The sequence below is a fragment of the Streptomyces sp. NBC_01255 genome (assembly GCF_036226445.1).
Classification (GTDB): domain Bacteria; phylum Actinomycetota; class Actinomycetes; order Streptomycetales; family Streptomycetaceae; genus Streptomyces.
Genome location: NZ_CP108474.1, coordinates 6,671,599 through 6,694,466, shown reverse-complemented (window position 1 = coordinate 6,694,466; position 22,868 = coordinate 6,671,599). Strand labels below are relative to the sequence as shown.

The window sequence follows — 22,868 nt, the reverse complement described above, 5'->3', positions numbered from 1 at the left end:
GTGGTGGCGAGGGACGGACGCCTGGTCTGACGGGCCGACCCCGCCGGTCTGCGAAGATCGGGAACCGCCGCCCCCTCCGGACTGGAGCCCTCCCCATGACGAGCCCTCGCTCCGCCCCCCGCGGCTCCGCCGCCGGGGACACCCACCCGTCCCTGCGGGAGCGGGTCTACGCGGAGCTGCGCGAGCGGATCATCGAGGCGGAGTACCCGGCGGGGACGCGGCTTGTCGAGCGGGAGGTCGCCGAGGAGCTGCGGGTCTCCCGGGTGCCGGTGCGGGAGGCGATGCAGCGCCTCGAATCGGAGGGGTTCCTCTCGGTGCGGCCGCGCCGGGGCTCGGTGGTGACGGAATTCGGCCCGGAGGACGCCGAGCACCTCTTCGACGTACGGGAGAACCTGGAGGGCCTGGCCGCCCGCCTCGCCGCCCGGCACGCGCGCCCCGAGGACCTCGCCGCGCTGGAGGAGCTCCTCGCCCGGGCACGGCGGGCGGCGGAGTCGGGACGGCTCCGCGAGGCCGTCTCCCTCGACGCAGACTTCCACCGGGCCGTCGTCGAACTCTCCGGCAACCCGCTCCTGGTGGAGCTGATGGCCCCGCTCGACTCCCGCCTGCGCCGCCTCTTCCGGCTCACCTCCGCCGATTCGGACGGCGAACCGATGTGCGGCGCCCACGAACGGCTCTACGAGGCCGTCCGCGACCGCGACGAGTCCGCCGCGGAGTCCCTGGCCCGCGCCCACGTCGCCGCCACCCGCGCCTCGGCCCTGCGGCTGCTGAACGACCTGCGGAACCAGGCCGGTTGACCCGGCTCGACTACTGTGCGCGGATGGCGCAGATGTCACACACACGGACGCACGGTGGCTACGCGCCGGCCGTGCGCCGCCTGCGCGCAGAACGCCGCACTCCCTAGGCCGGCTTGAGCAGGGCCGCGCGGACCGCCTCCAGGTCGCCGTCCGAGGCCAGGCCCGCGTGGTAGAGCCGCAGTTCGGTCGCGCCCGCGTCGCGGGCCCGTCCGGCGTCGCGGGCCAGGTCGCCGGGGGCGCCGCCCATGCCGGTGACGACGGAGAGATTGGCGGCGACGACGCTGCCGGGGCCGGCGTGGGCCGCGAAGGCTGCGACCTTCGGGGGGCGGGCGACGACGCCGTCCGCGAGGGCGAGGACGTGTGCCGGGTCCGTGCCGGCGTCGGCGCCGCAGCGGTACGGGTCCGGGTCGGCGTGCAGCAGGACGCGGAAGCCGGGCGGGGCGGCGGCCCGTACGGCGGCCACGGCGGCCTCCTGGAAGGAGCGGGCGGTCCCGGCGCGCCAGGCCAGGACGGGGTCCTCCAGGCCGCCGAGCCCGCCCGCCGGGCCGGAGCCCGCCCAGACGGGTTCCAGGGCCCGGCGGACGGCGGCGGCCAGTGCGTCGGGGTCGGCGCCGCCGTTCCCGTACCCGTCGCGGCAGGAGGGGCAGAAGCAGAGGGACATCAGGTACTGCTCGCGGTCGCCCAGCGGGACTCCGGAGGTCTTGTCGTGGGCGTGCAGATGGGCGAGGCCGTACCAGCCGCAGGACTCCAGCTCGGTGCCGGCCGTGCCGGGGCGGACGGCGGCCTCGGCCGCCAGGTCGACGAGCAGGGCGCGGACGTCGGGCTGGGCGATGCAGGGCGCCCAGGGGTACCGGTCGCCGTACGCGTTGACGACGGAGGTCTCGGGGTGCTCGGCGCCGAGCCGGGAGTTGTGCGCGAGGACGACCCAGCTGTGGACCTCCAGGCCGGTGCCGGCGAGGGCCTCGGCGGCCCGGCCGTAGGAGTCGCCGGGGGCCCACTCCCCCGCCGGGTACGGGCGGAACGCGCGGCCCGCCCAGCGGTCCGGGTCCGGCGGGTAGAGCACGGCGGCGTGCTCGGCGGTGACGATCCGGTGGGCCGGGTGGCGGGGGCTGAGCGCCCGCGTGGAGTGGTAGGCGGCGGCGAGCGTGACCTGGGCGATGCCGAGGTCGGCGAGGAGTCCGGGCGCGGCGGGGTCGCCGTCGACGTCCCAGGGGTAGAGGAAGGCCCCCGCCCGCAGGGGAGGCGCCCCGGCGGTCACGCCCCGGCCTCCTTCAGGAGGGCCCGGCCGCGCTCGACGAGCCGGGCGAGTTCCGCGAGGTGTTCGGGTGCGGGCTCGCTCAGCGGCGGACGTACCCCTCCGACGTCCAGACCCCCCATCCGTACCGCCGCCTTGACGAGCGAGACGGCGTACCCCCGGCCCTGGGCGCGGAGTTCGACGAGCGGCCGGTAGAAGCCGTCGACGAGCAGGTCCACGGTGGCGTCGTCGCCGGTGGTGAGGGCGCGGTGGAAGGCGAGGGCGAGGTCGGGGGCGAAGCAGAAGACGGCGGAGGAGTAGAGGGTGACGCCGATGCCCCGGTAGGCGGCGCCGGTGAGCTCGGCGGTCGGCAGGCCGTTGAAGTAGAGCAGGTCGAGGCCCTCGGAGCGGACGGCGCTGACGATGCGCTGCATGAGGTCGAGGTCGCCGAGGCCGTCCTTGAGGCCGATGACGCCGTCGGTGCGGGCGAGGGCGACGGCCGTGTCGGGGGTGAGGATCGCGTTGTCCCGCTGGTAGACGATCACGTCGAGCGAGGTGGCGGCGGCGAGTTCGGTGTAGTGGCGGAGCAGTCCGGCCTGGTCGGCGACGACGAGGTACGGGGGCATGGCGAGGAGTCCGTCGGCGCCGGCCTCCTCGGCGAGCCGCGCGTACTGGATCGCGAGCGCGGTCCCGTAGCCGGCTCCGGCGACGACGGGCACGCGGCCCGCGGTCTCCTCGACGGCCGCGGCGACGCAGACCCGGAACTCCTCCGGGGTGAGGGCGTGGAACTCGCCCGTGCCGCAGCAGGCGAACACGGCCGCCGCGCCCGCGTCGACACCGGCGCGGACATGGGCCCGGAAGACGTCGAGGTCGAGGGAGCCGTCCGGCCCGAAGGCGGTGACGGGGAAGAAGAGCAGGCCGTCGAGCCGGCCGGCGAGCGGGGCAGTGGTCACGGGCGCTCCCAGGGAAGTCCGTCGCGTACAGCCGCCACCCTGCACAGTCGTGCACGGTTCTGACTGTCATCCATATTCTTGAACACCGACGCGCTGCACGCTAGAACAGTGCGGAAGGGCCGGTCAAGGAGAGAACACGCCGTATCACGGAGTCTTGACGCTCCGTCGGGCCGCTCCCTACCGTGTCCACGGTTGTGAACGGCACTCACCTGCATGGCATTCACCTGCATGGCACTCGACGGAGGAGAACCACTCCATGTCCGTACCCCGCACCGTCCTCCTCACCGGCGCCGCCGGCGGCGTCGGCACGCTGATGCGGGAGCTGTTGCCCCCGTACGGCTACGAGCTCCGCCTCCTGGACGTCGTCCCCGTGCAGGGGGCGCCGGACGCGATCGTCGCCGACCTCGCGGATCGTGAGGCGCTGCGCGAGGCGGTCCGGGGCGTCGACGCGGTCGTGCACCTGGCGGGGATCTCCCTGGAGGCCGACTTCGACCGGATCATGGCCGCCAACATCGCCGGGACGTACAACCTCTACGAGGCCGCCCGCGAGGAGGGCGTCCGGCGGGTCGTCCTGGCCTCCAGCAATCACGCCGTCGGCTTCACCCGCCGCCCGCGCGACGGCGAGCCGGTCGTCCCGGTGGACACCCCGCACCGCCCCGACACCTTCTACGGCCTCTCCAAGTGCTTCGGCGAGGACCTGGCCCAGCTCTACTGGGACCTTCACGGCATCGAGACGGTGTCCGTGCGCATCGGCTCCTGCTTCCCCGAGCCCACCTCGGTGCGGATGCTCTCGATGTGGCTCAGCCCCGAGGACTGCGCCCGCCTCCTGCACGCCTCGCTGACCGCCGGGTCCGTGGGCCACACCGTGGCGTACGGCTCCTCCGCCAACACCCGCGTGTGGTGGGACCTCTCCACGGCCCGGGCGCTCGGCTTCGACCCGCAGGACGACTCGGAGGTCTACGCGGAGAAGCTGATCGCCGAGAAGGGCGTCCCCGAGGAGGGCAGCGCCGACGACCTCTATCTGGGCGGCCACTTCTGCGTGGACCCGCCGCGCTGGCCGCACTGACCGGAAGGGGCAGTCCGACGGGCAGGCCGACAGGCAGACCGACGGGCAGGCTTACGCAGGACCCGGCCGGACTTAATACGGGGGAGCCGGCCGGGGCCCGGGTCACGGGTGCGCGCTGGCAGACCGGACACGTCCACGGTAAGCGCGGACGAAGATCATCGCGAGCCGCGGAACGCGGCCTCTGTCCGGATTGCGCGGCCCGCTCGTACAACCGTCCGGACGCCCGTTCACGCACTCACCCGGGCGGCCACCTCACCCGGACGCCCGCAGGGTCCGGGACGGGGACTCGCCGTACTTCTCGCGGTAGCGCGCGGCGAACCTGCCCTGGTGGGCGAAGCCCCAGCGCCAGGCCACCTCGCTCACGGTCACCTCGTCCGGCGCGGCCGCCCGCAGCTCCTCGCGGACCCGGTCGAGGCGGACCTCCCGTACGTACGCCATCGGCGACATGCCCACGTACTCCCGGAAGGACTCCTGGAGGCGGCGCACGCTCACCCGGGCCAGGGCCGCGAGTTCGGTGGTCGTGAACGGGTGCTCGGGGCGCTCCCGCACCGCGTCCATCGCACGCTTGACCGGGGCCGGGCGGCGGGCCTCCCCCGGGTGGGCGAGCGCCTCGCGCCAGGGGTGCTCGGCGGCCAGGAGCAGTCCGTTGAGCAGCGCCTCCTGGAGCGGCCGCGCGACCAGCTCGTGGTGGGCGAGCCCCTCCCCGGCGAGCGCCTCGTAGGCGACCTGGCGGGCGAAGCGGACCCAGCTCAGGCCGGGGCCGCGCGAGATGTCCAGGCGGGGCGCGAAGGCGAGCGGGCTTCTCGCGCGGCGGCCGAGGAGCCGCTCCAGGCGGTCGTGCAGCTCGGCCGCCCCGATCTTCACGGAGAGGGTCCGGCAGTCCCCGCTCCAGCGGTCGAGGAAGGTGTCCCCCGCCGGGTCGAGGAGCAGCGCCTCGGTGGCCGTCGCGACGATCGGGGCGCGGCCGCCCTGGCGCATCTCCATCGTCCCGCTGAGCGGCGCGTTCAGGTGGTACGCGCCGAGCTCCCCGAAGCTCATCCGCACGTCGGCGCCGCAGCTCAGGTCGCCGATGACCAGCGGCCCGAGCGCGACGGTGTCGAAGCGCGCCGCGAAGGGCCTTCGCCGGTCGACCACGTCCATGCGGTTCGCGTAGTAGCGCGCGTCGAGCTCCTCGCGCGCCTCGTCGACGTCCCCCGTGCGGAACGAACTCCCACCCACAGTCCCCATGGGCCGAAAGAATATTCATATGACGGATCTGACCGGGAACGGCAGGATGCCCGGCATGCCGAGACCCCAGGGATTCACGTACGAGCGCCGCCGTGACGGCTCCGTCGCCCTCACGCACCACGGCCGCGCCGCGGGCGTGCTGCGCGGCGCCCGGGCCGAGAAGTTCCTCGCGGAGGTGGAGTCGGGGGACGCCCAGCTGGTGATGGCCCGGTGGACGGGTGCGTACCGCTTCGGCAACGAACGGCAGGCCAGGAACCATCCGCGTAACCAAGGTGGCCGAACCCGGCGAGGGTAAGGGAACGGCAAAGCCGTCCGGATCGTTACCCCTGGCATGACCGCTATGACCCCCGGCTCGAACATCCCTCTCACCGCCGCGCGCGTGGCGGTGGACGTCGCCGCCCCGGTGCGGCTCGACGTCTCGGGCCTGCTGCTCGGCGCCAACGGCAAGGTGCGCTCGGACGACGACTTCATCTTCTACAACCAGCCCGCCGGCCCGGGTGTGACGTACCGCTCCGGCGGCGGCACCGCGCCCGACGCGATCGTGGTGGACACGGGCGCGCTCCCGGCCGGCATCGAAAGGATCGTCGTCACGGCGAGCCCCGACGCCGCGGGCCAGACCTTCCAGGGCGTCGAGCCCACGGCCACCCTGCGGAACGCGGACGACGGCAGTGTCCTCGCCACGTTCACGCCGCCGCAGCTCGCCACCGAGACCGCGCTGGTCGTCGTCGAGATCTACCAGCGCAACGGCGCGTGGAAGGCCCGCGCCGTGGGCCAGGGCTACGCGAACGGGCTGGCCGGCATCGCGACGGACTTCGGCGTCTCCGTGGACGACGAGCCCGCCGCCGCGGCACCGGCCGCGACGCCCGTCGCCCCGGCCCCCGTCGCCCCGCCGGTCCCGCCCGCGCCGCCCGTCGCCGCGGTGGACCCGCGGATCGCGGCCTCGGCGCCCCCGGCACCGGCCGCTCCTCCGGCCCCCGCCGCCGCGCCCGTCTCCACCGGCAAGATCAACCTCGACAAGGGCCGGGTCAGCCTCCAGAAGAACCAGACGGTGTCCCTGGTCAAGGGCGGCAAGCCGCTGCTCTCCCAGGTCAAGATGGGCCTCGGCTGGGAGCCCGCCTACCGCGGCAAGGACATCGACCTGGACGCCTCCGTCATCGCGTACGGGCCGCAGCGCAACCACCTGGACAGCTGCTACTTCGGCAAGCTGTCGATCCTCAACGGCTCGATCAAGCACTCCGGCGACAACCTCACCGGCGAGGGCGCGGGCGACGACGAGGTGATCGTCGTCGACCTGGGCCGGCTGCCCGCCGACGCCACCGGCCTCGTCTTCACGGTCAACTCCTTCTCCGGCCAGAAGTTCACCGAGGTCGCGAAGGCCTACTGCCGGCTGATGGACGCCGCGACCGGCGAGGAGCTGGTCCGCTTCGACCTCACCACCGCCGAGCCGCAGACCGGCGTGATGATGGCCAAGCTGATCAAGCAGTTCACCGGCGAGTGGGAGATGACGGCGATGGGCGACTTCGTGAAGTCGCGGACGGTCCGCGGCATGGTGAAGCCGGCCGCCCAGTCGCTCTGAGCGGCAGGCTCCCCGCCGCCCCTCAGGAGAACAGGGCGCTGTAACCGTTGAGGGCGGGCTGGCCGCCGAGGTGGGCGTAGAGAACGGTCGAGTCCCGGCCGATCTCTCCCCGCTCCACCAGGTCGACCATGCCCGCCATCGACTTCCCCTCGTACACGGGGTCGGTGATCATGCCCTCGGTGCGGGCGGCGAGCCGCATCGCGTCGAGGGTGGCCTCGTCCGGGAGGCCGTACACCCCGGCGTGGTAGCGCTCGTCGAGCTCGACGTCGGCCGCCGTCACCTCGCGCTCGACGCCGATGAGCTCGGCGGTGTCGCGGGCGATCCGGGTGATCTGCTCGTGCGTCGGGCCGGGCTTCGCCGAGGCGTCGACGCCGATGATCCGGCGGGCGGGTCCGCCCTCCTCGGCGAGCGCGGCGAAGCCCGCGACCATCCCGGCCTGGGTGGAGCCGGTCACCGAGCAGACGACCACCGTGTCGAAGAAGACGCCGAGCTCGCGCTCCTGCTCGGCCACCTCGTAGGCCCAGTTCGCGAAGCCGAGACCGCCGAGCCGGTGGTCGGAGGCGCCCGCCGGGATCGCGTACGGCTTCCCGCCGCCTTCCTCGACCTCCCGCAGGGCCTGCTCCCAGCTCTCCTTGAAGCCGATGCCGAAGCCCGCCCGCACGAGGCGCACGTCCGCGCCGGCGAGGCGGCTGATCAGGATGTTGCCGACCTTGTCGTAGACGGGGTCCGGCCAGTCGACCCAGCTCTCCTGCACGAGGACGCAGCGCAGCCCGGCACGGGCGGCGACGGCGGCGACCTGGCGGGTGTGGTTGGACTGGACCCCTCCGATGGAGACGAGGGTGTCGCAGCCCTGGGCGAGGGCGTCGGCGACCAGGTACTCCAGCTTGCGGGTCTTGTTCCCGCCGTACGCGACGCCCGAGTTGCAGTCCTCGCGCTTGGCCCAGAGCGTGGCGCCGCCGAGGTGGTGGGTGAGCCGTTCGAGCGGGTGGACCGGGGAGGGTCCGAAGAGCAGCGGGTAGCGGGCGAAGTCGATGATCGGCAAAACGGCTCCCGGTGGGTGAAGGCGGCAGGGGGTGTCGTGCCGGGGCTGAGCGGCACGACCCCCTAGGGGGTGTCGTGCGGAACCTGGGGGGCCGGGATGCCCGTGACCTCGGCCACCTCGACGGCGTCGTCCGCGAGTTGTTCGAGCGCCGCCCAGATCTCGGTGGTGATCCGGACCGCCGCCTCCGCGTCCCCGCTCGCGCACGCGTCGATCAGCCGGGCGTGCAGTTCGGCCGAGCCGCAGCTGCCGGAGTCGCCGAAGAGCCGCCGTTCGACGCGGCGGATCAGCGGGGTGTAGCGCGCGATGGTGGCGGCGGCGGCGTGGTTGCCGCTGGCGACGACGAGGACCTGGTGGAGCTCGTCGTCGGCGCGGAGCGCGGCCTCCACGTCGGAGCCGCGGACGGCCGCCGCGAAGCGCTCGTTGGCCTCGCGCATGGCCCGGACGCCCTCGGGGCCGAGCAGGGGTACGCCGGTGCGGGCGGCGAGTTCGTGCATCACGCGCACGACGGAGGCGGCGTCGCGGACGACCCGGCTGACCGGCCGGGTGACCCGGGTGTAGCTCTGCGGCTTGGTCTCGACGAGCCCCTCGTCGCAGAGCCGGACCAGCGCCTCGCGCACGGGTGCGCGCGAGAGCCCGAGGAGGTCGGCGAGGTCGGCGTCCTTCAGTGGGGCGCCGGGGGCGAGGTCGCCGCGCACGATGGCCTCGCGCAGTGCCTCGTACGCCCGGTCGCGCAGAAGGGTCCGGCCCACGGGCCGCAGTGCTTCCATGGACTGACATGTTAGATGTCAGCCCATGGAGCTGACCAGGGGTCAGAGGGGCAGCCCTGGAAGGGCCGGAAGGGCAGCTGCCCGCGGGCCGGAAGGCCGGCCGGGAAGGCCGGCCGGTGGTTCAGCGACGCGGCTGGCGGCGCCAGGGGCCGGTGATCGCGACCAGGATGCCGGGCGTCTGGATGTTGGCGAACAGCGTGTCGCCGTCGGGCGAGAAGCAGACCCCCGTGAACTCGCCGTCGTTGAGGTCGTTGCGGGCGATCGGGTACGTCCGGCCGGAGTCGGTCGCGCCGAAGAGGTGCTGTACGCCCCGGCCGTCCTCGGCGATGACGATCCCGCCGTACGGGGAGACGGTGATGTTGTCGGGGCCGTCGTAGGCGCCGTCCTCGCCGGGCGCCGGGTTCACGCCGAGCAGCACCTTGAGGGTGAGGGTGCGGCGCCCGGGGTTGTAGAACCAGACCTGGCCGTCGTGCGAGGGGCCGGGGCTCCACTCCTCGCGCGCGAAGGAGGAGACGACGTACGCGCCGCCGTCGGCCCACCACATGCCTTCCAGCTTGCAGCCGCGGGTTACCTGGCCGGGGCCGAACTGCTTGCGGACGGCGACGGTGCGGGCGTCGCGGTCGGGGACGTCGATCCAGTCCACGCCGTAGACCGTGCCGATCCGGGTGGCCTGGGAGAGGTCCTCGACGAAACGGCCCCCGGAGTCCGTGCACTTGAAGGCCTGGAGCACACCGGCGTCGTCGGCGAGCGTACGGAGCTTTCCGCGCCCGTGCTCGAATCCCTTCGGCGGCACCCAGCGGAAGAGCAGGCCGAAGGGCAGGGCGGCGTCCTCGGTGAGGTAGGCGTGGCCGCGCTTCGGGTCGATGACGACGGCCTCGTGGTCGTAGCGGCCGAAGGCTTTGATCGGCTTCGGGTCGAGGTTGGCGCGCCGGTCGCGCGGGTCGACCTCGAAGATGTAGCCGTGGTCCTTGGTCATGCCGTTGACGCCCGCGAGGTCGGAGTTCTCCTCGCCGGTCAGCCAGGTGCCCCAGGCGGTGCTGCCGCCCGCGCAGTTGGTGGAGGTGCCGGCGAGACCGACCCACTCGGCGACGGTGCCGTCCCGGTGCATCTCGACGACGGTGCAGCCGCCCGGGGCGGCCGGGTCGTAGACGAGCCCGTCGGTGAGCGGGACCGGGTGGGGCCAGTTCGAGCGGGGGCCGTAGAGCTCGTGGTTGTTGACCAGATACGTGGTGCCGCGCGGGCCGGCGAAGGCCGCCGAGCCGTCGTGGTTGGACGGCGTGAACTCGCCGCTCTCCAGGCGGGTGACACCGCTGTGCGTCACGACGCGGTACGAGAACCCGGCGGGCAGGGCGAGGATCCCCTCGGGGTCGGCGACGAGCGGCCCGTAACCGAGCGCGTGCCCGTGACCGTGCCCGTTCCCCTGGCCGTGCCCGCCGCCGTACACCTCCGGCTCGTCCGAGGCGAGCGCCTCGGGCGCGGTGGCGAGAGCGCCGACGACGCCGGTGAGGGCGAGCCCCGCACCGGCGACGGCGGACTGCTTGGTGAACTCCCTGCGGTTGAGAGGCATGGTGTGAGGGTCTCCCTGTGGCGGCATGATCTCGCGGGCCACCCTCCCGTGCCCTGACGAACACGAGTCAAACACCGCGGGAACGCCCCAGGGGCATCACACGATCGGGAACCGGCCAGGGAAGATCACCGGGTCACGGCTGGGAGCCCGACCGCGAGCGGGCCTTGAAGGCCGACTTGCGGGCTTCCTTCGCGGCCGTCTTGTCCCGGTGCAGCCGGCCCATCGCCTCCAGGACCTCCGCCGTCGCCGGGTGCTCGACCCGCCACGCCGCCTCGAAGAAGCCGCTGTGCCGGCCCGTGAGCCCCTCGATCAGCTCCTGGACCTCCTCCAGGTCGCCGTCCGCGTCGAGCTGCGCCGCGATCGTGTCGATCGCCAGCCAGAAGATCATCGCCTCCGAGGGCGCGGGCACGTCCGCCGCACCCCGCTCCGCGAGCCAGACCCGGGCCAGACCGCCGAGTTCCGCGTCGTCCAGGACCTCCCGGACCGCGGGCTCGGCCTCCGCGCCCACCAGGGAGAGCGCCTGCTGGCAGTGGAGGCGGCGGAGCGGCGAGCCCGCGTCCGCGCCCCGGGCCGCAGCGAGCAGCTCCCCTGCCGCGGTCACGACGTCGCGGCCGGAGAGCCACGCGGCGGTCTCGGCGCGCGCGGCGGCCTCCGGGTAGGCGGCGATGCCGCCGAGGAGCGCGTCGGCGCCCTTGTCGGCGAGGTCGCCGACGGCGGGCGCGTCCACTCCGGCGTCGAGCATCCGGGCCCGGACGCCGTAAAGACCGAGCTGCGTGAGCCGGACCATGCCGTACCGCGAGACGTCCTCGTCGTCGAGCGGCGCGGCCGGCTCCTCACCCTCCTCGGCCATCAGGGCCTCGTCGACGGGCTGGTACTCGACGAGCCCGATCGCCTCCAGCAGGCGGAACTGCTCGTCGAGCCGCATCATCGCGTCCGAGACCTGCTCCAGGACGTCGTCGGTCGGCTCGCCCATGTCGTCGGGGACGACCATCGAGGCGGCGAGCGCGGGCAGCGGCACGGGCCCGTCGCCGGGTCCGCCCTCGCTGACGGTCAGCAGGTAGAGGTTGCCGAGCACGCCCTCCAGGAACTCGCCCTCCATCTCGGGGTCCCAGTCCAGCGACTCGAGGTCGATCTCGCCGTCCTCGCCGACGATCCGGTCCAGGTCGTCGAGGACGGGCACGACGGCGTCGGCGAAGACCGCGTCGAATCCGTCCAGCCAGATCGTGAGGACGTCATGGGGCGAACCGCCGGTGAGCAGCGCCAGGTTCTCGCCGGGCCCCGCCCCGCCGGGGGTCTCGTCGTCCGCGCCGTCCTCGACCGTCACCAGGCCGGTGTCGACGGCGAGCCGCCAGGCGTCGGCGGCCAGGATCTCGGCCTCCTCGACGGCTTCCTCGAAGGCCTCGGTGCCCTCGGCGTCCGCCTCGTCGGCGACGACGGTCAGGCCCAGCTCCTCGACGGCGTCCGGCAGTTGCTCGTCGACGAGCTCGCCGCCCGCGCCGACCCGCGTCTCGGGTCCGGCCCAGCGGGCGAGCCGCACGGCGCGGGCGAGGAGGGGCGCGGCCAGGGCGTCCCGCGCCAGCTCCGCGTCCGCGGGAAGCCGAACGGGGGGAAGGGTGGGCTGCTCCGCTGACATGTGGGGGGTCTCCTCGACGCGTGCGGGTGGGACGGGGGTGGGGGAAGTACGGGGAAAGAGCGGTACTCAGCGTAGACGCATCCGGGAGGACGTCCGCCGGTTCACGGAACCGTCAGCCTTCGTACACCCGTCGACTCTTGACAAGTTCCCCCCACTCACAAGAGATTGACGCGCGTAGATTCATCTGCCGTTCCTCCAAGCACCCTCCGGAGCCCTGATGCCTTCCTCCATACCGAGATTCGCCGCCGTCTCGGCCGTCGTCGCCGCCGCCCTCGCCGCCGGACTCCTCGCAGGTTCGACGAGCGCCTCCGCCGAGGACAGCGCCGCCGGCGTCCGCATCCACGACATCCAGGGCACGACCCGCGTCTCCCCCCTCGTGGGCACGCAGGTCACCGGCGTCACGGGCATCGTCACCGGCGTCCGCACCTACGGCTCGCGCGGCTTCTGGATCCAGGACCCCCAGGCCGACGCGAACCCGGCCACCAGCGAGGGCCTGTTCGTCTTCACCAGCTCGGTCCCGACCGTCGCCGTCGGCGACGCGGTCAGCCTGAACGGCACGGTGACCGAGTACGTCCCGGGTGGCCTGAACTCCGGCAACCAGTCGCTGACGCAGCTCTCCAAGCCCGTCATCACGGTGGTCTCGAAGGGCAACGCGCTCCCGGCCCCGGTGACGATCTCCGCCTGGTCCGTCCCCGACGAGTACGCCCCCGAGGGCGACCCGGCCGCCGCCGGCTCGATCAACGGGCTGACGCTGGACCCGGAGACGTACGCCCTGGACTACTACGAGTCCCTGGAGGGCACGAACGTCCGGATCGGCTCCTCGCGGGTGGTCGGCGCCACCGACCCGTACGCGGAGCTGTGGGTGTCGGTGAAGCCCTTCGAGAACCGCAACTGGCGCGGCGGCACGGTCTACGGCTCGTACGAGTCCCAGAACACCGGCCGGCTCCAGATCCAGTCGCTGACCCCGCTCGCCCAGCAGCCCTTCCCGAAGGCGAACGTGGGCGACCGGCTGACGGGCACGACCGAGGGCCCGCTCGACTTCAACCAGTTCGGCGGCTACACGCTGACCGCGCGGACCCCGGTCACGGTCGAGGACCGCGGCCTGGAGCGCGAGTCCACGGCCAAGCAGCACAAGAACGAGCTGGCCGTGGCGACGTACAACGTCGAGAACCTCGACCCGAGCGACCCGCAGGAGAAGTTCGACGCCCTCGCGAAGGCGGTCGTCGACAACCTCGCTGCGCCCGACATCCTCGCCCTGGAGGAGATCCAGGACAACAACGGCGCCAAGAACGACGGTACGGTCGCCGCCGACCAGACGGTCAAGAAGTTCACGGACGCGATCGTCGCGGCCGGCGGACCGGCGTACGAGTGGCGCTCGATCGACCCGCAGAACAACAAGGACGGCGGCGAGCCCGGCGGCAACATCCGCCAGGTCTTCCTCTTCAACCCCGAGCGGGTCTCCTTCACGGACCGCGCGGGTGGCGACGCCGCCGCGGCCACCGCCGTGACGGGCGAGAAGGGCCGCGCCGCGCTGACCCTCTCCCCCGGCCGGATCGACCCGGCGAACACCGCCTGGGAGAGCAGCCGGAAGCCGCTCGCGGGCGAGTTCGTCTTCCGCGGCCGCACGGTCTTCGTGATCGCCAACCACTTCGGCTCGAAGGGCGGCGACGAGTCCCTCGTCTCGCACCACCAGCCGCCGAACCGTTCCTCCGAGGCGAAGCGACTGCTCCAGGCGCAGGCCGTCAACGCCTTCGTGAAGGACATCGTCGCGCTGGAGAAGCAGGCGGACGTCCTCGTCGTCGGCGACATCAACGACTTCGAGTTCTCCGGCACGACGAAGGCGCTGACGGACGGCGGCGCGCTGTACCCGGCGGTGAAGTCGCTGCCGCGCTCCGAGCGGTACTCGTACGTCTACCAGGGCAACAGCCAGGTCCTCGACCAGATCCTGACGAGCCCGGGCGTCCACCACTTCGCGTACGACAGCGTGCACATCAACGCCGAGTTCGCCGACCAGGACAGCGACCACGACCCGCAGGTCCTGCGCTTCCGCCCGTAGTACCGACCCGGTCGGTCACACGCCCGCGCTGAGGCTCAGCGCGGGCGTGTACTTTCGCACCCGGCTGCCGGCGATCCCGGGGTAGTTCGCCACCGCCGCCCAGGCCTCGCCGACCGGGCTGGTGGCCAGACTCATCAGCCACGCCGTGTGGGCCTGCTCGCTCTCCCACTCGGCGAGGTCGAGGGCGCGGGTGCCGTCGACGGAGAGGTGGAACTGGGCGCCGATCGCGCCCGGTATCCGCTGCGACCCCTCGTCCTGGGCCAGCGCGGTGAACACGCTGTCCACCCAGGCTCTCTGGCGTCCGGTGTCCGGCCCGTCGAACTCGACCTCGACGGCCGCGACGAGCCCCGGCACCGCCCCCGCGCTCTCCTCGTTGAGGACGGCGGTCCTGTACGGCGACGCGTAGCGGTGCGGCTCGACCCGCTCGATCCCGGGGACGGCCGCGTCGATCTCGGCGTCCCGGTCGTCACGGCGGGTGCGGACGAAGTCGTCGTATGCCTCCTGGGTGGCCCACTGCGCGTAGTGGAGCAGCGTGTCGCCGTCCGTCCCGCAGTAGACGGTGTATCCGAGCAGCCTCGGGTCCGGCCACTCCCGGCTCTCCCAGGCCTTGCGGACGGCCTCGACGGCGGCGCGCTGGCGCTCGGCGGTGCCGACCGACCAGGTGCTGACGAGGACGGCTTCGACGCCGGGACGGTGGATCTCGGGACGGGCGTCGGGGTGCGCGACGGCGTTCATGGAGGGCTCCCTCTCTTCAGTTGGCCATACCCTCTCGCTTCGGCCATGAACGCGGCATGAAATCCCCTTGTGTGAGACTCGGCAGCATGATTCTCCGCCCCGCCACCCGCGCCGAACTGCCCGCCGTCCTCGCTCTCCTGGCCGACGAGGAGCAGGTCGTCGACCCCGCCACGATCGTCGTCACCGAGGCGTACGAGCGGGCCTTCGCCGCCATCGCGGACGACCCGCGCAACGAGGTGCTGGTCCTCGCCGACGGCGGGCCCGTCCTGGGCTGCCTCCAGGCCACGTACATCCCCGGCCTCGGTAAGGGCGGCGCCGAGCGGGCCCTGATCGAGGCGGTCCGGATCAGGGCGGACCGGCGGGGCGGCGGCCTGGGGCGGGAGCTGATGGAGCGGGCCGTCGCGCGGGCCCGCGAGCGGGGCTGCGCGCTGGTCCAGTTGACGAGCGACAAGCGGCGGACGGAGGCCCATCGCTTCTACGCGTCACTGGGCTTCGCGCGCAGCCACGACGGCTTCAAGCTGAGCCTGTAGGCGGCTCAGCCGAGCAGGTGACCGCCGCCGTCCACGAGGAGCACCTCGCCGGTGATGTACGAGGCGTGGGCCAGGTCGAAGACCGCCTGCGCGATGTCCTCGGGGCGGCCGACGCGGCGCAGCGGGACGACGTCCGCGACATGGGCCTTGGCCTCGTCGGCGCCGTCGACCCCGTCGAACCAGGGGGTGTCGATGAGCCCGGGCGCGACCGCGTTGACCCGTACGTCGGGGCCGAGGGCCTTGGCGAGGAGCTTCGTCATGTGGTTGACGGCGGCCTTGGAGACCGCGTACGGGATGGAGCTGCCGCCCGGCCGGACACCGGCCTGGGAGGAGATCGTCACGACGCTGCCGCGGGTCTTCCGCAGGTGCGGGACGGCGGCGGCGACGGTCTGCCAGACGCCGATGACGTTGACGTCGTAGAGGTGCCGCCACACGTCGGGCGAGGCGGCTTCGAGGTCGTCGTGCGGGATGAACCGGGTGGTGCCCGCGCAGTTGACGAGGATGTCGAGGCGGCCGAGTCGCTCGACGGTCCGCTCGACGAGCTCCTTGGCCTGGGTCTCGTCGGAGACGTCCGCCCGGAGGTAGACGGCGCCGGGCAGTTCGGCGGCGATGCGTTCCCCGGCCTCGACGGAACGGGCGGAGTTGACGACGACGCGGATGCCGGCCTCGGCGAGGCGGCGGGCGACGGCGGCCCCGATGCCCGAGGACGAGCCGGTGACGAGTGCGACACGCTCTTCGGTCGTGCTGGGTGAGCTCATGCTGTGCTGTTCTCCATGTCCCCCTGTCGCGCCCGCCGATCATGCCAGAACGGCGCCACCCTTCAGTAGTGCTTATCCCTCGGAGCAAGCAGATCTAAGTGGACCTTCAGGGTCCATTGCGCACAGACTTCCCGGATGAGCACTGAACGCCCTTTCGGCCGCGCGCTCTGCGCGATGATCACGCCCTTCTCGCCCTCCGGCGCGCTCGACCTCGACCGGGCGGGCGAGCTGGCCGTCCACCTCGTGGCGGAGGGCTGTGACGGGCTGGTCCTCAACGGCACCACGGGCGAGTCGCCGACCACCACCGACGCCGAGAAGGCCGCGCTCGTCCGCGCCGTCCGGGCGGCGACCGGCCCGGGGCTGCCGCTCCTCACGGGCGTCGGCACCGCCGACACCCGGCACACCGCGGAGCTGGCCCGCCAGGCCGAGAAGGCGGGCGCCGACGGGCTGCTCGTCGTCACCCCCTACTACAGCCGCCCTCCGCAGGCGGCCGTCGAGGCGCACTTCCTGAAGGTCGCGGACGCGACGGAACTGCCGGTGATGGTCTACGACATCCCCGGCCGCACGGGCACGCGCGTCGAGCCGGCGACGATGCGCCGGCTCGCGGAGCACCCGCGGATCGTCGCGGTGAAGGACTGCTCGTACGACTTCCTGGCCTCGGCGCGGCTGATCGAGGAGACCGGGCTCGCGTACTACTCGGGCAGCGAGGAGCTGAACCTGCCGCTGTACGCGGTCGGCGGCGCCGGCTACGTCAGTACGGTGGCGAACGTGGCCCCCCGTCAGCTGCGCGCGGTCCTCGACGCCTTCGACGCCGGCGACACCGCCGGGGCGGCACGGCTCCACGCCCGTACGCTGCCGCTCGTCGAGCTGATGATGGCCTCGGGGCTGCCCGGCACGGTCACCGCGAAGGCGCTGCTCGGTGGGCCGTTGCGCGAACCGCTGCAGCCCGCCGACCGGGAGACGGTCGACGGGCTGCGGGGTGCGTACGAGACGCTGCTTCAGGCGGAGTCGGTCGTGTAGGTCCTGCCGAGGATCGCGGCGTGCTCCAGGACGTCCTCCAGCGGGTCGTCGATCTGCCCGGTGTGGAGGGAGAGGCTGGGGCCGTTCGTGACGGTCGGACCGTGGTGCGTGTGCGTCTCGTCCGCCTGGGCCGTGCCGGCCGGCAGCAGCACCGCCACCGCCGTGAGCACGCCGGCGACCGTGGGCTTCGTCCTCATGTCGACTCCTCGCCTTGTCTGCTTGCACTGACTCTGCGCTCCGGGAGCGCGTCCTGTTAACGCAGAGTCACCACATCAGTTGTGGCTGTGGAGGATGTCGTTCAGTCCGCCCCAGACCGCGTTGTTCGGGCGGGCCTCGACGGCGCCGGTGACCGAGTTGCGGCGGAAGAGGATGTTCGAGGCGCCGGAGAGCTCGCGGGCCTTGACGATCTGGCCGTCGGGCATGGTGACCCGGGTGCCGGCCGTGACGTACAGACCGGCCTCGACGACGCACTCGTCACCGAGGGCGATGCCGACGCCCGCCTCGGCCCCGATCAGGCAGCGCTCGCCGATCGAGATGACGACGTTGCCGCCGCCGGACAGGGTGCCCATGGTGGAGGCGCCGCCGCCGATGTCGGAGCCGTTGCCGACGACGACACCGGCGGAGATCCGGCCCTCGACCATCGAGGTGCCGAGGGTGCCGGCGTTGAAGTTGACGAATCCCTCGTGCATGACGGTGGTGCCGGCGGCGAGGTGGGCGCCGAGGCGCACACGGTCGGCGTCGGCGATGCGGACTCCGGCGGGCACGACGTAGTCGGTCATGCGCGGGAACTTGTCGATGCTGGTCACGGCGAGGTGCAGGCCCTCGGCGCGGGCGTTGAGCCGGACCTTCTCGATGTCGTCCACGGCGACCGGGCCGAGCGAGGTCCAGGCGACGTTGGTGAGGAGGCCGAAGACGCCGTCCAGGCTCTGGCCGTGCGGCTTGACCAGCCGGTGGCTGAGCAGGTGCAGGCGCAGGTAGGCGTCGTGCGCGTCGAGCGGCTTGTCGTCGAGCGAGGAGATGACGGTACGGACGGCGACCACCTCGACGCCGCGGCGGGCGTCCACGCCGAGGGCCTTGGCGGCCCCTTCGCCGAGGGCGTTCACGGCCTCGTCGGGGGTGAGCCGCTCGGTGCCGGCGGGGCCGGGCGCGTCGGTCAGCTCGGGGGCGGGGAACCAGGTGTCGAGAACGGAGCCGTCACCGGCGATGGTGGCGAGGCCGGCGGCGACGGCGCCGGTGGTGCGAGGAGCAGTGGTCATGACGGAAAACCTAACGGTCGGGCCCCCGCCCGGGCCAACCGGTCTCAGGTGACGGTCGCGTCGCGGGCCGGTTCCGGCGGAACGACCGAAGGCGACGGCGAGGCGGTCGGACGTTCCCACCGGACACCGGAGGCGGAGGGTTGAAAGAATATGTAGATCGGTCTACCTTGACGTCATGGGACAGAAGGGCGCCGAGACGCGGGACCGACTGCTGGACGCGACGCAGGAGCTGGTGGACACAGCGGGGTACTTCGGCACGGGGCTCAACCAGGTCATCGCGGCCAGCGGCGCACCCCGCGGCTCTCTCTACTTCCACTTCCCCGGCGGCAAGGACCAGCTGGTCGGCGAGTCCGTCCGGCGGGCGGGACAGGCGATCGGCGACGCCCTGAGCGAGCCGGCCGGCACCGACCCCTCACCGGCGGAGTTCACGGAGTTCGTCGATGGGGTGCTGCGCCACCTGGGCGACCGGCTCGCGGAGTCGGGCTGGCGCAAGGGATGCCCGGTGGCGACCGTGGCGCTGGAGACGGCCGCCGTCAACGACCCGCTGCAGGAGGTGTGTTCGGAGGTCTACTCCTCCTGGGAGGCAGCTCTGCGCGCACGGCTGGCGAGCCGGCCGGACGCCGACGACCTCGCCGTCACGGTCCTGGCCCTGGTGGAGGGTGCACTCCTGCTGGCCCGGGCACATCGCAGCAGGGACCCGCTGGAGCGCGTCGCCCGCCGAATCCACACCCTGCTGGGCTGACCGAGGCCCGCCGGTCGACGGCGGGCCTTCTTCCTGCCCAAAAAATATGTAGACCGATCTATTTAGGGAGTCTCATGGACGCGATCGTCTTCGGCGCGAACGGCTTCATCGGCCGCTCCCTGGTCGCCGAGCTGCTCACCCGGGGCCGGCGGGTGGCGGCAGCCGTACGCAAGGACACCCTCACCCCCTGGCTGGCCTCCCAGGGCGTGGACACCGCGGGGCTGGAGATCGTCACCGCCGACATCACCCGACCGCTTTCGGGGCTGCCGGAGGTACGGGACGTCTACAACGCCGCCGCCCGCTTCGCCTTCGGCCTCGGCGTGGACGAGGCGCGGGCGACCAACGTCACCGGGGCGCTCCACGTGCTCGAATGGGCCGCCGCGCTGCCCGGGCTGCGGCGCCTGGTGCACATCAGCGGCTACCGGGTGAGCGCGGTCGGCGGCCGGGCCGACTACGCCGGTCTCGGCGCCTACGAGGCATCCAAGTTCGAGGCCGATCTCGCGGTGCGCGCCCGGGCCCGCGAACTGGGGGTCCCGCTGACGATCGCCAATCCCGCCACCGTGATCGGGCCCGGCCAGTACGTCGGCCTCGCCTCCCTCGTCGAGGACCTGTGGCGCGGGCGGCTCCCCGCGCTGCCCGGTGGCCCCGACACGTTCCTGCCGATCGCCACGATCGACTACTTCGCGCGGTTCCTGGCGGAGGTCCCCGCGGCGCCTGCGGGTGAGCACTACTGGGTGCTCGACGACAGCACGCCCCTCCTGCCCGACCTGATCCGCACGATCGCCGAGCACACCGGCGTACGCGCCCCTCGCCGGACCGTCCCCGTCGGCCTGCTGCGGCGCCTGCCGCGCACACTGACCGGCGCCGATCCCGAGACGCTGTCCTTCCTGTCGAGCGACCGCTACCCGACGGCGTCCGCCCGCGCCTTCGCCGCGAGCGCCGGCCTGGAGATGCCTCCGGCCGCCGACGCCCTGCGCGCGTGGGCCGACGACCTGGTGGCGGCGCGGTTCGGCGGCGCCTCGCCCTGGCTTCGCCCGTACGGCTTCCACGCCGTGGCGGGCAGTCGCACCTGGGTGACCGGGGACCGGCACCGCCCCGCCCATGTCCTGCTGCACGGCCTGCCGATGAACGCCGACGTCTGGGCGCCCCTCGCCGCCCGCCTTCCCGGCCCGGTCCTGGCCCCCGACCTGCCGGGCCTGGGTCGTTCGGCCGCCACGGACCGGCCGGTGGACGCGTGGCTGGCCGACCTGCTGAACCCGGTGTCGACGCGCCCCGTGCTGGTCGCGCACTCCGCGGCCTGCGGACCCGCGCTCCGCTTCGCCGTCGACCACCCGGAGCGCGTCAGCGGGCTCGTCCTCGTCTCCCCGGCGTTCCTCCAGGCACCCGTGGGACGGCTCGCCCGCTCGGGCCTGGCCGCGCCGATGCTGCGCCGTATGCCCGCCGCCCGGCTGGCGCGGACGCTGGGTGTCCCCGAGGGGCCGGAGGTGGAGAGCGCGGCGGCCGACCTGCGCCGTCGTGGGGTGGCGCGCCGGGTGTCCACCACGCTGCGCGCGGACGTCGCCGAGCGCCGGCGGTCGCGGACGCTGCTCGATCGGGTGGGCGTCCCGGTCCGGATCGTCGTGGGTTCGACGGACCCGCTGGTCGCGGCCGTCGATCACCCGGTGACCGAGATCGCCGGCGCCGGCCACTACCCCCAGCTGACGCATCCCTCCCAGCTGGCCCACCACCTCGGCACCGGCTCCGCCCCGGAGGGCGGATGAGCCGACGGCGGGGCCCTGCCCACACGGACGCGCGCGCCTACCGGGGCGGACCCCCCGCCGGTACCAGGATCCGGGCCAGCATCTCGCGCGCGTAGTCCTCGTCGTACGTGCCGCCGGTGAGCAGGACCTGGAGGCAGATGCCGTCCACGAGGGCGACCAGGGCGCGGGCGGTGGCGGGGTCGGTCCGGGAGGAGAGCGCGGCGACGACTTCCTCGGCCCACTCGGCGGCGACCGGGCGCAGGGCGGGGCGGCGCAGGGCGGCGAGGTAGAGCTCGTACTCCAGCTCCACGCCGGTGCGTTCACCACCCATCCACTCCCCCATGAGCCGGGCGAGCGCGGCGGCGAGGCCGGTGGACGGATCGGCGAGGGCGAGACTCTCGCGGAGCTGCCGCCCGAAGCTCTCGTTGGCCTCGCGGAGCGCGGCGACGAGGAGTTCGTCGAGGGAGGCGAAGTGGTACGTGGTGGAGCCGAGCGGCACGTCGGCCTCGGCGGCCACGGTCCGGTGGCTCAGCCCGGCGATGCCGGACCGCCCGACGACCCGGAGGGCCGCGGCGACGATCCGCTCGCGCCGCTCGGGGTCGTGGCGGCGGGCGCGGGCCATCAGTGCGCGCCGCCGAGCTGGAGGACGGCGACCCCGGCGACGATGAGGACGATCCCGGCGATCTTGGCGAGGCTGAGGGTCTCGCCGAGGAAGAGGATGCCGATCGTGGCGACGGCGGCGGTGCCGACGCCGGACCAGATGGCGTACGCGGTGCCGACCTGGAGCGTCTTGAGGGCCTGCGCGAGGAGCGCGAAGGCGATCAGGTAGCCCGCGCCGGTGATCAGCGAGGGCCAGAGCTTGGAGAAGCCGTCGCTGTACTTCATCGAGGTGGTGGCGAGGATCTCCGCCACGATGGCGCCCGCCAGCAGTCCGTAGCCCATGCGTACGAGTGTACACATCACTGCGTACGGGCGTACACATCGGCGGGTACGAGCGTATGTTCGGCTACCGATACGGTGTCCGGCATGACGATTCCCCCAGGCCCGCCGCCGTACGGCTACGGCTATCCGCCGCCGCCTCCACCCCCGAGACCCGGGGTCATACCCCTGGCGCCGCTCGACCTCGGCGCGATCCTCTCCGGCACCTTCGCCGCCTTCGGACGCCACTGGAAGCAGCTGGTCGGCGTCACCGCCGCCGTCTACGGCACGGCGATCCTGTTCGTGGGAGCGGCGATCCTCATCGCGTTCGCGGCCGTGGGCGACCTCTTCCCCGCCGTGTTCGACCTGCCCGCGGGCCAGGAGCCCCGGTGGGACGACGTCCGGCCCCTGATCGTCGCCTTCGTCTGCGTCTGGATCGCCGGCCTGATCGCGATCCTCTGCGCCGGCGCCCTGACGGCGGCGGCCTGCCCCGCCGTGATCCAGGAGGCCGTCCTCGGCCGCCCGACGACCTTCGGCGCGATCTGGCGCCGCGCCTGGGCCCGAATGCCGGCCGTTCTTGGCACCGTGTTCCTGACGAGCCTCATCCTGATGCTGCCGGTCGTGATCCTGCTCGTGGGGTTCGCCGCCATGTTCGTGGGCCTCCTCGCGGACCTGGGCGACCTGGACAGCGCTCCCTCGAACGGCAACTGGCTCCTCATCCCCTTCCTGGCCGTCCTCCTGGCCCTGCTCGTCACCCCGCTCGCGACCTGGATCTGGGTGAAGTTCAGCCTCGCCCCGGCGGTGGCGGTGATGGAGGGCCAGGGCCCGATCGCCTCGATGCGCCGCTCCTCGACCCTGATCCGCGGCTCCTGGTGGCGCTCCTTCGGCATCCTGCTGCTCGTCGCTCTCGTGACCGCCTTCGTCAGCTGGCTCATCCAGCAGGTCCTCTCGCTGGTGGCGGCGGCGCCCCTGGCGGCCGTCGACTTCTCCGGCGACGACCCGAGCGCGGTGATCGCCGCCTTCGCGGTGGTCATCGCGCTCCTGCTCGTCGGGCAGCTGGTCAGCCAGCTGATCGTCTCCGTCTTCCCCCCGCTGGCGACGGCCCTGCTCTACGTCGACCTGCGCATCCGCAAGGAGAACCTGGCCCCGGACCTCGCCCGGGCCGCCGGCCTCTCCCCCGGCCCCGATGCGGGCCCGCGCGGCGACTGGGGCAGGCTGCACTGACGCAGCGGCCCCGCGTACGCGAAACGGCCGT

The 22,868-nt window shown here is 73.2% G+C and carries 23 protein-coding genes; 10 read left to right on the top strand and 13 right to left on the bottom strand.

The window, feature by feature from the left end; translation table 11 throughout:
- The first annotated feature begins 95 nt into the window (after positions 1 to 95).
- Positions 96 to 794, top strand: a complete 699-nt coding sequence (locus OG357_RS30295; protein ID WP_329624156.1) for a GntR family transcriptional regulator — start codon at positions 96 to 98, stop codon at positions 792 to 794.
- A 103-nt stretch (positions 795 to 897) separates the two neighbouring features.
- On the opposite strand, the gene OG357_RS30290 is transcribed toward OG357_RS30295, so the two are convergent.
- Together OG357_RS30290 and OG357_RS30285 are read right to left on the bottom strand one after the other, a co-directional pair.
- On the bottom strand, positions 898 to 2,031 hold the full coding sequence (locus tag OG357_RS30290) for a hypothetical protein (RefSeq protein ID WP_329625743.1): 1,134 nt from the start codon (positions 2,029 to 2,031) through the stop codon (positions 898 to 900).
- Between the two features lie 17 nt (positions 2,032 to 2,048).
- Positions 2,049 to 2,981 carry a 5-dehydro-4-deoxyglucarate dehydratase gene (locus OG357_RS30285; protein WP_329624155.1) on the bottom strand — a complete coding sequence of 311 codons (933 nt, stop codon included), beginning with the start codon at positions 2,979 to 2,981 and terminating at the stop codon, positions 2,049 to 2,051.
- 256 nt (positions 2,982 to 3,237) lie between these two features.
- Between OG357_RS30285 and OG357_RS30280 the strand changes: the two genes are divergently transcribed.
- Complete coding sequence (locus OG357_RS30280; RefSeq protein WP_329624154.1) at positions 3,238 to 4,047, top strand: NAD-dependent epimerase/dehydratase family protein; 810 nt, start codon at positions 3,238 to 3,240, stop codon at positions 4,045 to 4,047.
- 252 nt (positions 4,048 to 4,299) lie between these two features.
- Here the strand turns inward: OG357_RS30280 and OG357_RS30275 are convergent, their stop codons facing one another.
- Positions 4,300 to 5,274 (bottom strand): AraC family transcriptional regulator, encoded by a 975-nt coding sequence (locus tag OG357_RS30275; protein WP_329624153.1) that lies wholly within the window; start codon positions 5,272 to 5,274, stop codon positions 4,300 to 4,302.
- A gap of 55 nt (positions 5,275 to 5,329) precedes the next feature.
- On the opposite strand from OG357_RS30275, the gene OG357_RS30270 reads away from it, so the two are divergent.
- Both OG357_RS30270 and OG357_RS30265 read left to right on the top strand, forming a co-directional pair.
- Entirely contained in the window at positions 5,330 to 5,569 is a 240-nt protein-coding gene (locus tag OG357_RS30270) for a hypothetical protein (RefSeq protein ID WP_329624152.1), read from the top strand.
- A 36-nt stretch (positions 5,570 to 5,605) separates the two neighbouring features.
- Positions 5,606 to 6,850: a TerD family protein gene (locus tag OG357_RS30265; RefSeq protein WP_329624151.1), complete on the top strand. Its 1,245-nt coding sequence runs from the start codon at positions 5,606 to 5,608 to the stop codon at positions 6,848 to 6,850.
- Positions 6,851 to 6,872: 22 nt separating this feature from the next.
- Here the strand turns inward: OG357_RS30265 and OG357_RS30260 are convergent, their stop codons facing one another.
- The 4 genes from OG357_RS30260 to OG357_RS30245 all read right to left on the bottom strand — a co-directional run bounded on the left by OG357_RS30260 (position 6,873) and on the right by OG357_RS30245 (position 11,859).
- Positions 6,873 to 7,892, bottom strand: coding sequence for a 1-aminocyclopropane-1-carboxylate deaminase (locus OG357_RS30260; RefSeq protein WP_329624150.1), 1,020 nt, complete (start codon positions 7,890 to 7,892; stop codon positions 6,873 to 6,875).
- Between the two features lie 62 nt (positions 7,893 to 7,954).
- Entirely contained in the window at positions 7,955 to 8,659 is a 705-nt protein-coding gene (locus tag OG357_RS30255; protein WP_329624149.1) for a GntR family transcriptional regulator, read from the bottom strand.
- Between the two features lie 121 nt (positions 8,660 to 8,780).
- Positions 8,781 to 10,226 carry an alkaline phosphatase PhoX gene (locus tag OG357_RS30250; protein ID WP_329624148.1) on the bottom strand — a complete coding sequence of 482 codons (1,446 nt, stop codon included), beginning with the start codon at positions 10,224 to 10,226 and terminating at the stop codon, positions 8,781 to 8,783.
- 133 nt (positions 10,227 to 10,359) lie between these two features.
- Positions 10,360 to 11,859 carry a hypothetical protein gene (locus tag OG357_RS30245; protein ID WP_329624147.1) on the bottom strand — a complete coding sequence of 500 codons (1,500 nt, stop codon included), beginning with the start codon at positions 11,857 to 11,859 and terminating at the stop codon, positions 10,360 to 10,362.
- Between the two features lie 217 nt (positions 11,860 to 12,076).
- Here OG357_RS30245 and OG357_RS30240 point away from each other — a divergent pair, with 217 nt between their 5' ends.
- Positions 12,077 to 13,915 carry an endonuclease/exonuclease/phosphatase family protein gene (locus OG357_RS30240; RefSeq protein ID WP_329624146.1) on the top strand — a complete coding sequence of 613 codons (1,839 nt, stop codon included), beginning with the start codon at positions 12,077 to 12,079 and terminating at the stop codon, positions 13,913 to 13,915.
- A gap of 15 nt (positions 13,916 to 13,930) precedes the next feature.
- Here OG357_RS30240 and OG357_RS30235 read toward each other — a convergent pair whose 3' ends face one another.
- Positions 13,931 to 14,650, bottom strand: coding sequence for an antibiotic biosynthesis monooxygenase (locus OG357_RS30235; protein ID WP_329624145.1), 720 nt, complete (start codon positions 14,648 to 14,650; stop codon positions 13,931 to 13,933).
- A gap of 86 nt (positions 14,651 to 14,736) precedes the next feature.
- Between OG357_RS30235 and OG357_RS30230 the strand changes: the two genes are divergently transcribed.
- A complete protein-coding gene (locus OG357_RS30230; RefSeq protein WP_329624144.1) occupies positions 14,737 to 15,180 on the top strand; it encodes a GNAT family N-acetyltransferase in 444 nt (147 codons plus the stop codon).
- Positions 15,181 to 15,185: 5 nt separating this feature from the next.
- Here OG357_RS30230 and OG357_RS30225 read toward each other — a convergent pair whose 3' ends face one another.
- Positions 15,186 to 15,938: an SDR family NAD(P)-dependent oxidoreductase gene (locus OG357_RS30225; protein ID WP_329624143.1), complete on the bottom strand. Its 753-nt coding sequence runs from the start codon at positions 15,936 to 15,938 to the stop codon at positions 15,186 to 15,188.
- Between the two features lie 135 nt (positions 15,939 to 16,073).
- On the opposite strand from OG357_RS30225, the gene dapA reads away from it, so the two are divergent.
- Complete coding sequence (dapA, locus tag OG357_RS30220; protein ID WP_329624142.1) at positions 16,074 to 16,958, top strand: 4-hydroxy-tetrahydrodipicolinate synthase; 885 nt, start codon at positions 16,074 to 16,076, stop codon at positions 16,956 to 16,958.
- Here the strand turns inward: dapA and OG357_RS30215 are convergent.
- Both OG357_RS30215 and dapD read right to left on the bottom strand, forming a co-directional pair.
- Positions 16,937 to 17,155: a hypothetical protein gene (locus OG357_RS30215; RefSeq protein ID WP_329624141.1), complete on the bottom strand. Its 219-nt coding sequence runs from the start codon at positions 17,153 to 17,155 to the stop codon at positions 16,937 to 16,939. The two genes, dapA and OG357_RS30215, sit on opposite strands and share 22 nt — an antisense overlap.
- Before the next feature lie 75 nt (positions 17,156 to 17,230).
- Positions 17,231 to 18,214: a 2,3,4,5-tetrahydropyridine-2,6-dicarboxylate N-succinyltransferase gene (dapD, locus tag OG357_RS30210; protein WP_329624140.1), complete on the bottom strand. Its 984-nt coding sequence runs from the start codon at positions 18,212 to 18,214 to the stop codon at positions 17,231 to 17,233.
- Positions 18,215 to 18,389: 175 nt separating this feature from the next.
- Between dapD and OG357_RS30205 the strand changes: the two genes are divergently transcribed.
- Complete coding sequence (locus OG357_RS30205; protein WP_329624139.1) at positions 18,390 to 18,956, top strand: TetR/AcrR family transcriptional regulator; 567 nt, start codon at positions 18,390 to 18,392, stop codon at positions 18,954 to 18,956.
- A 74-nt stretch (positions 18,957 to 19,030) separates the two neighbouring features.
- Complete coding sequence (locus tag OG357_RS30200) at positions 19,031 to 20,716, top strand: alpha/beta fold hydrolase (RefSeq protein ID WP_329624138.1); 1,686 nt, start codon at positions 19,031 to 19,033, stop codon at positions 20,714 to 20,716.
- A 37-nt stretch (positions 20,717 to 20,753) separates the two neighbouring features.
- Here the strand turns inward: OG357_RS30200 and OG357_RS30195 are convergent, their stop codons facing one another.
- Both OG357_RS30195 and OG357_RS30190 read right to left on the bottom strand, forming a co-directional pair.
- A complete protein-coding gene (locus OG357_RS30195; RefSeq protein WP_329624137.1) occupies positions 20,754 to 21,317 on the bottom strand; it encodes a TetR/AcrR family transcriptional regulator in 564 nt (187 codons plus the stop codon).
- A complete protein-coding gene (locus OG357_RS30190) occupies positions 21,317 to 21,637 on the bottom strand; it encodes a DMT family transporter (RefSeq protein WP_329624136.1) in 321 nt (106 codons plus the stop codon). The genes OG357_RS30195 and OG357_RS30190 overlap by 1 nt, the downstream gene beginning before the upstream one ends.
- 84 nt (positions 21,638 to 21,721) lie before the next feature.
- Here OG357_RS30190 and OG357_RS30185 point away from each other — a divergent pair, with 84 nt between their 5' ends.
- Positions 21,722 to 22,837, top strand: a complete 1,116-nt coding sequence (locus OG357_RS30185) for an oxidoreductase (protein WP_329624135.1) — start codon at positions 21,722 to 21,724, stop codon at positions 22,835 to 22,837.
- Positions 22,838 to 22,868: the final 31 nt, after the last annotated feature.

Bases quoted from the DNA above. Each gene is read 5' to 3' on its own strand.
- OG357_RS30295 (WP_329624156.1), top strand. From the start codon at position 96: ATGACGAGCCCTCGCTCCGCCCCCCGCGGCTCCGCCGCCGGGGACACC.
- OG357_RS30280 (WP_329624154.1), top strand. From the start codon at position 3,238: ATGTCCGTACCCCGCACCGTCCTCCTCACCGGCGCCGCCGGCGGCGTC.
- OG357_RS30275 (WP_329624153.1), bottom strand. From the start codon at position 5,274: ATGGGGACTGTGGGTGGGAGTTCGTTCCGCACGGGGGACGTCGACGAG.
- OG357_RS30270 (WP_329624152.1), top strand. From the start codon at position 5,330: ATGCCGAGACCCCAGGGATTCACGTACGAGCGCCGCCGTGACGGCTCC.
- OG357_RS30265 (WP_329624151.1), top strand. From the start codon at position 5,606: ATGACCGCTATGACCCCCGGCTCGAACATCCCTCTCACCGCCGCGCGC.
- OG357_RS30255 (WP_329624149.1), bottom strand. From the start codon at position 8,659: ATGGAAGCACTGCGGCCCGTGGGCCGGACCCTTCTGCGCGACCGGGCG.
- OG357_RS30250 (WP_329624148.1), bottom strand. From the start codon at position 10,226: ATGCCTCTCAACCGCAGGGAGTTCACCAAGCAGTCCGCCGTCGCCGGT.
- OG357_RS30245 (WP_329624147.1), bottom strand. From the start codon at position 11,859: ATGTCAGCGGAGCAGCCCACCCTTCCCCCCGTTCGGCTTCCCGCGGAC.
- OG357_RS30240 (WP_329624146.1), top strand. From the start codon at position 12,077: ATGCCTTCCTCCATACCGAGATTCGCCGCCGTCTCGGCCGTCGTCGCC.
- OG357_RS30235 (WP_329624145.1), bottom strand. From the start codon at position 14,650: ATGAACGCCGTCGCGCACCCCGACGCCCGTCCCGAGATCCACCGTCCC.
- OG357_RS30230 (WP_329624144.1), top strand. From the start codon at position 14,737: ATGATTCTCCGCCCCGCCACCCGCGCCGAACTGCCCGCCGTCCTCGCT.
- OG357_RS30225 (WP_329624143.1), bottom strand. From the start codon at position 15,938: ATGAGCTCACCCAGCACGACCGAAGAGCGTGTCGCACTCGTCACCGGC.
- dapA (WP_329624142.1), top strand. From the start codon at position 16,074: ATGAGCACTGAACGCCCTTTCGGCCGCGCGCTCTGCGCGATGATCACG.
- OG357_RS30215 (WP_329624141.1), bottom strand. From the start codon at position 17,155: ATGAGGACGAAGCCCACGGTCGCCGGCGTGCTCACGGCGGTGGCGGTG.
- dapD (WP_329624140.1), bottom strand. From the start codon at position 18,214: ATGACCACTGCTCCTCGCACCACCGGCGCCGTCGCCGCCGGCCTCGCC.
- OG357_RS30205 (WP_329624139.1), top strand. From the start codon at position 18,390: ATGGGACAGAAGGGCGCCGAGACGCGGGACCGACTGCTGGACGCGACG.
- OG357_RS30200 (WP_329624138.1), top strand. From the start codon at position 19,031: ATGGACGCGATCGTCTTCGGCGCGAACGGCTTCATCGGCCGCTCCCTG.
- OG357_RS30195 (WP_329624137.1), bottom strand. From the start codon at position 21,317: ATGGCCCGCGCCCGCCGCCACGACCCCGAGCGGCGCGAGCGGATCGTC.
- OG357_RS30190 (WP_329624136.1), bottom strand. From the start codon at position 21,637: ATGGGCTACGGACTGCTGGCGGGCGCCATCGTGGCGGAGATCCTCGCC.
- OG357_RS30185 (WP_329624135.1), top strand. From the start codon at position 21,722: ATGACGATTCCCCCAGGCCCGCCGCCGTACGGCTACGGCTATCCGCCG.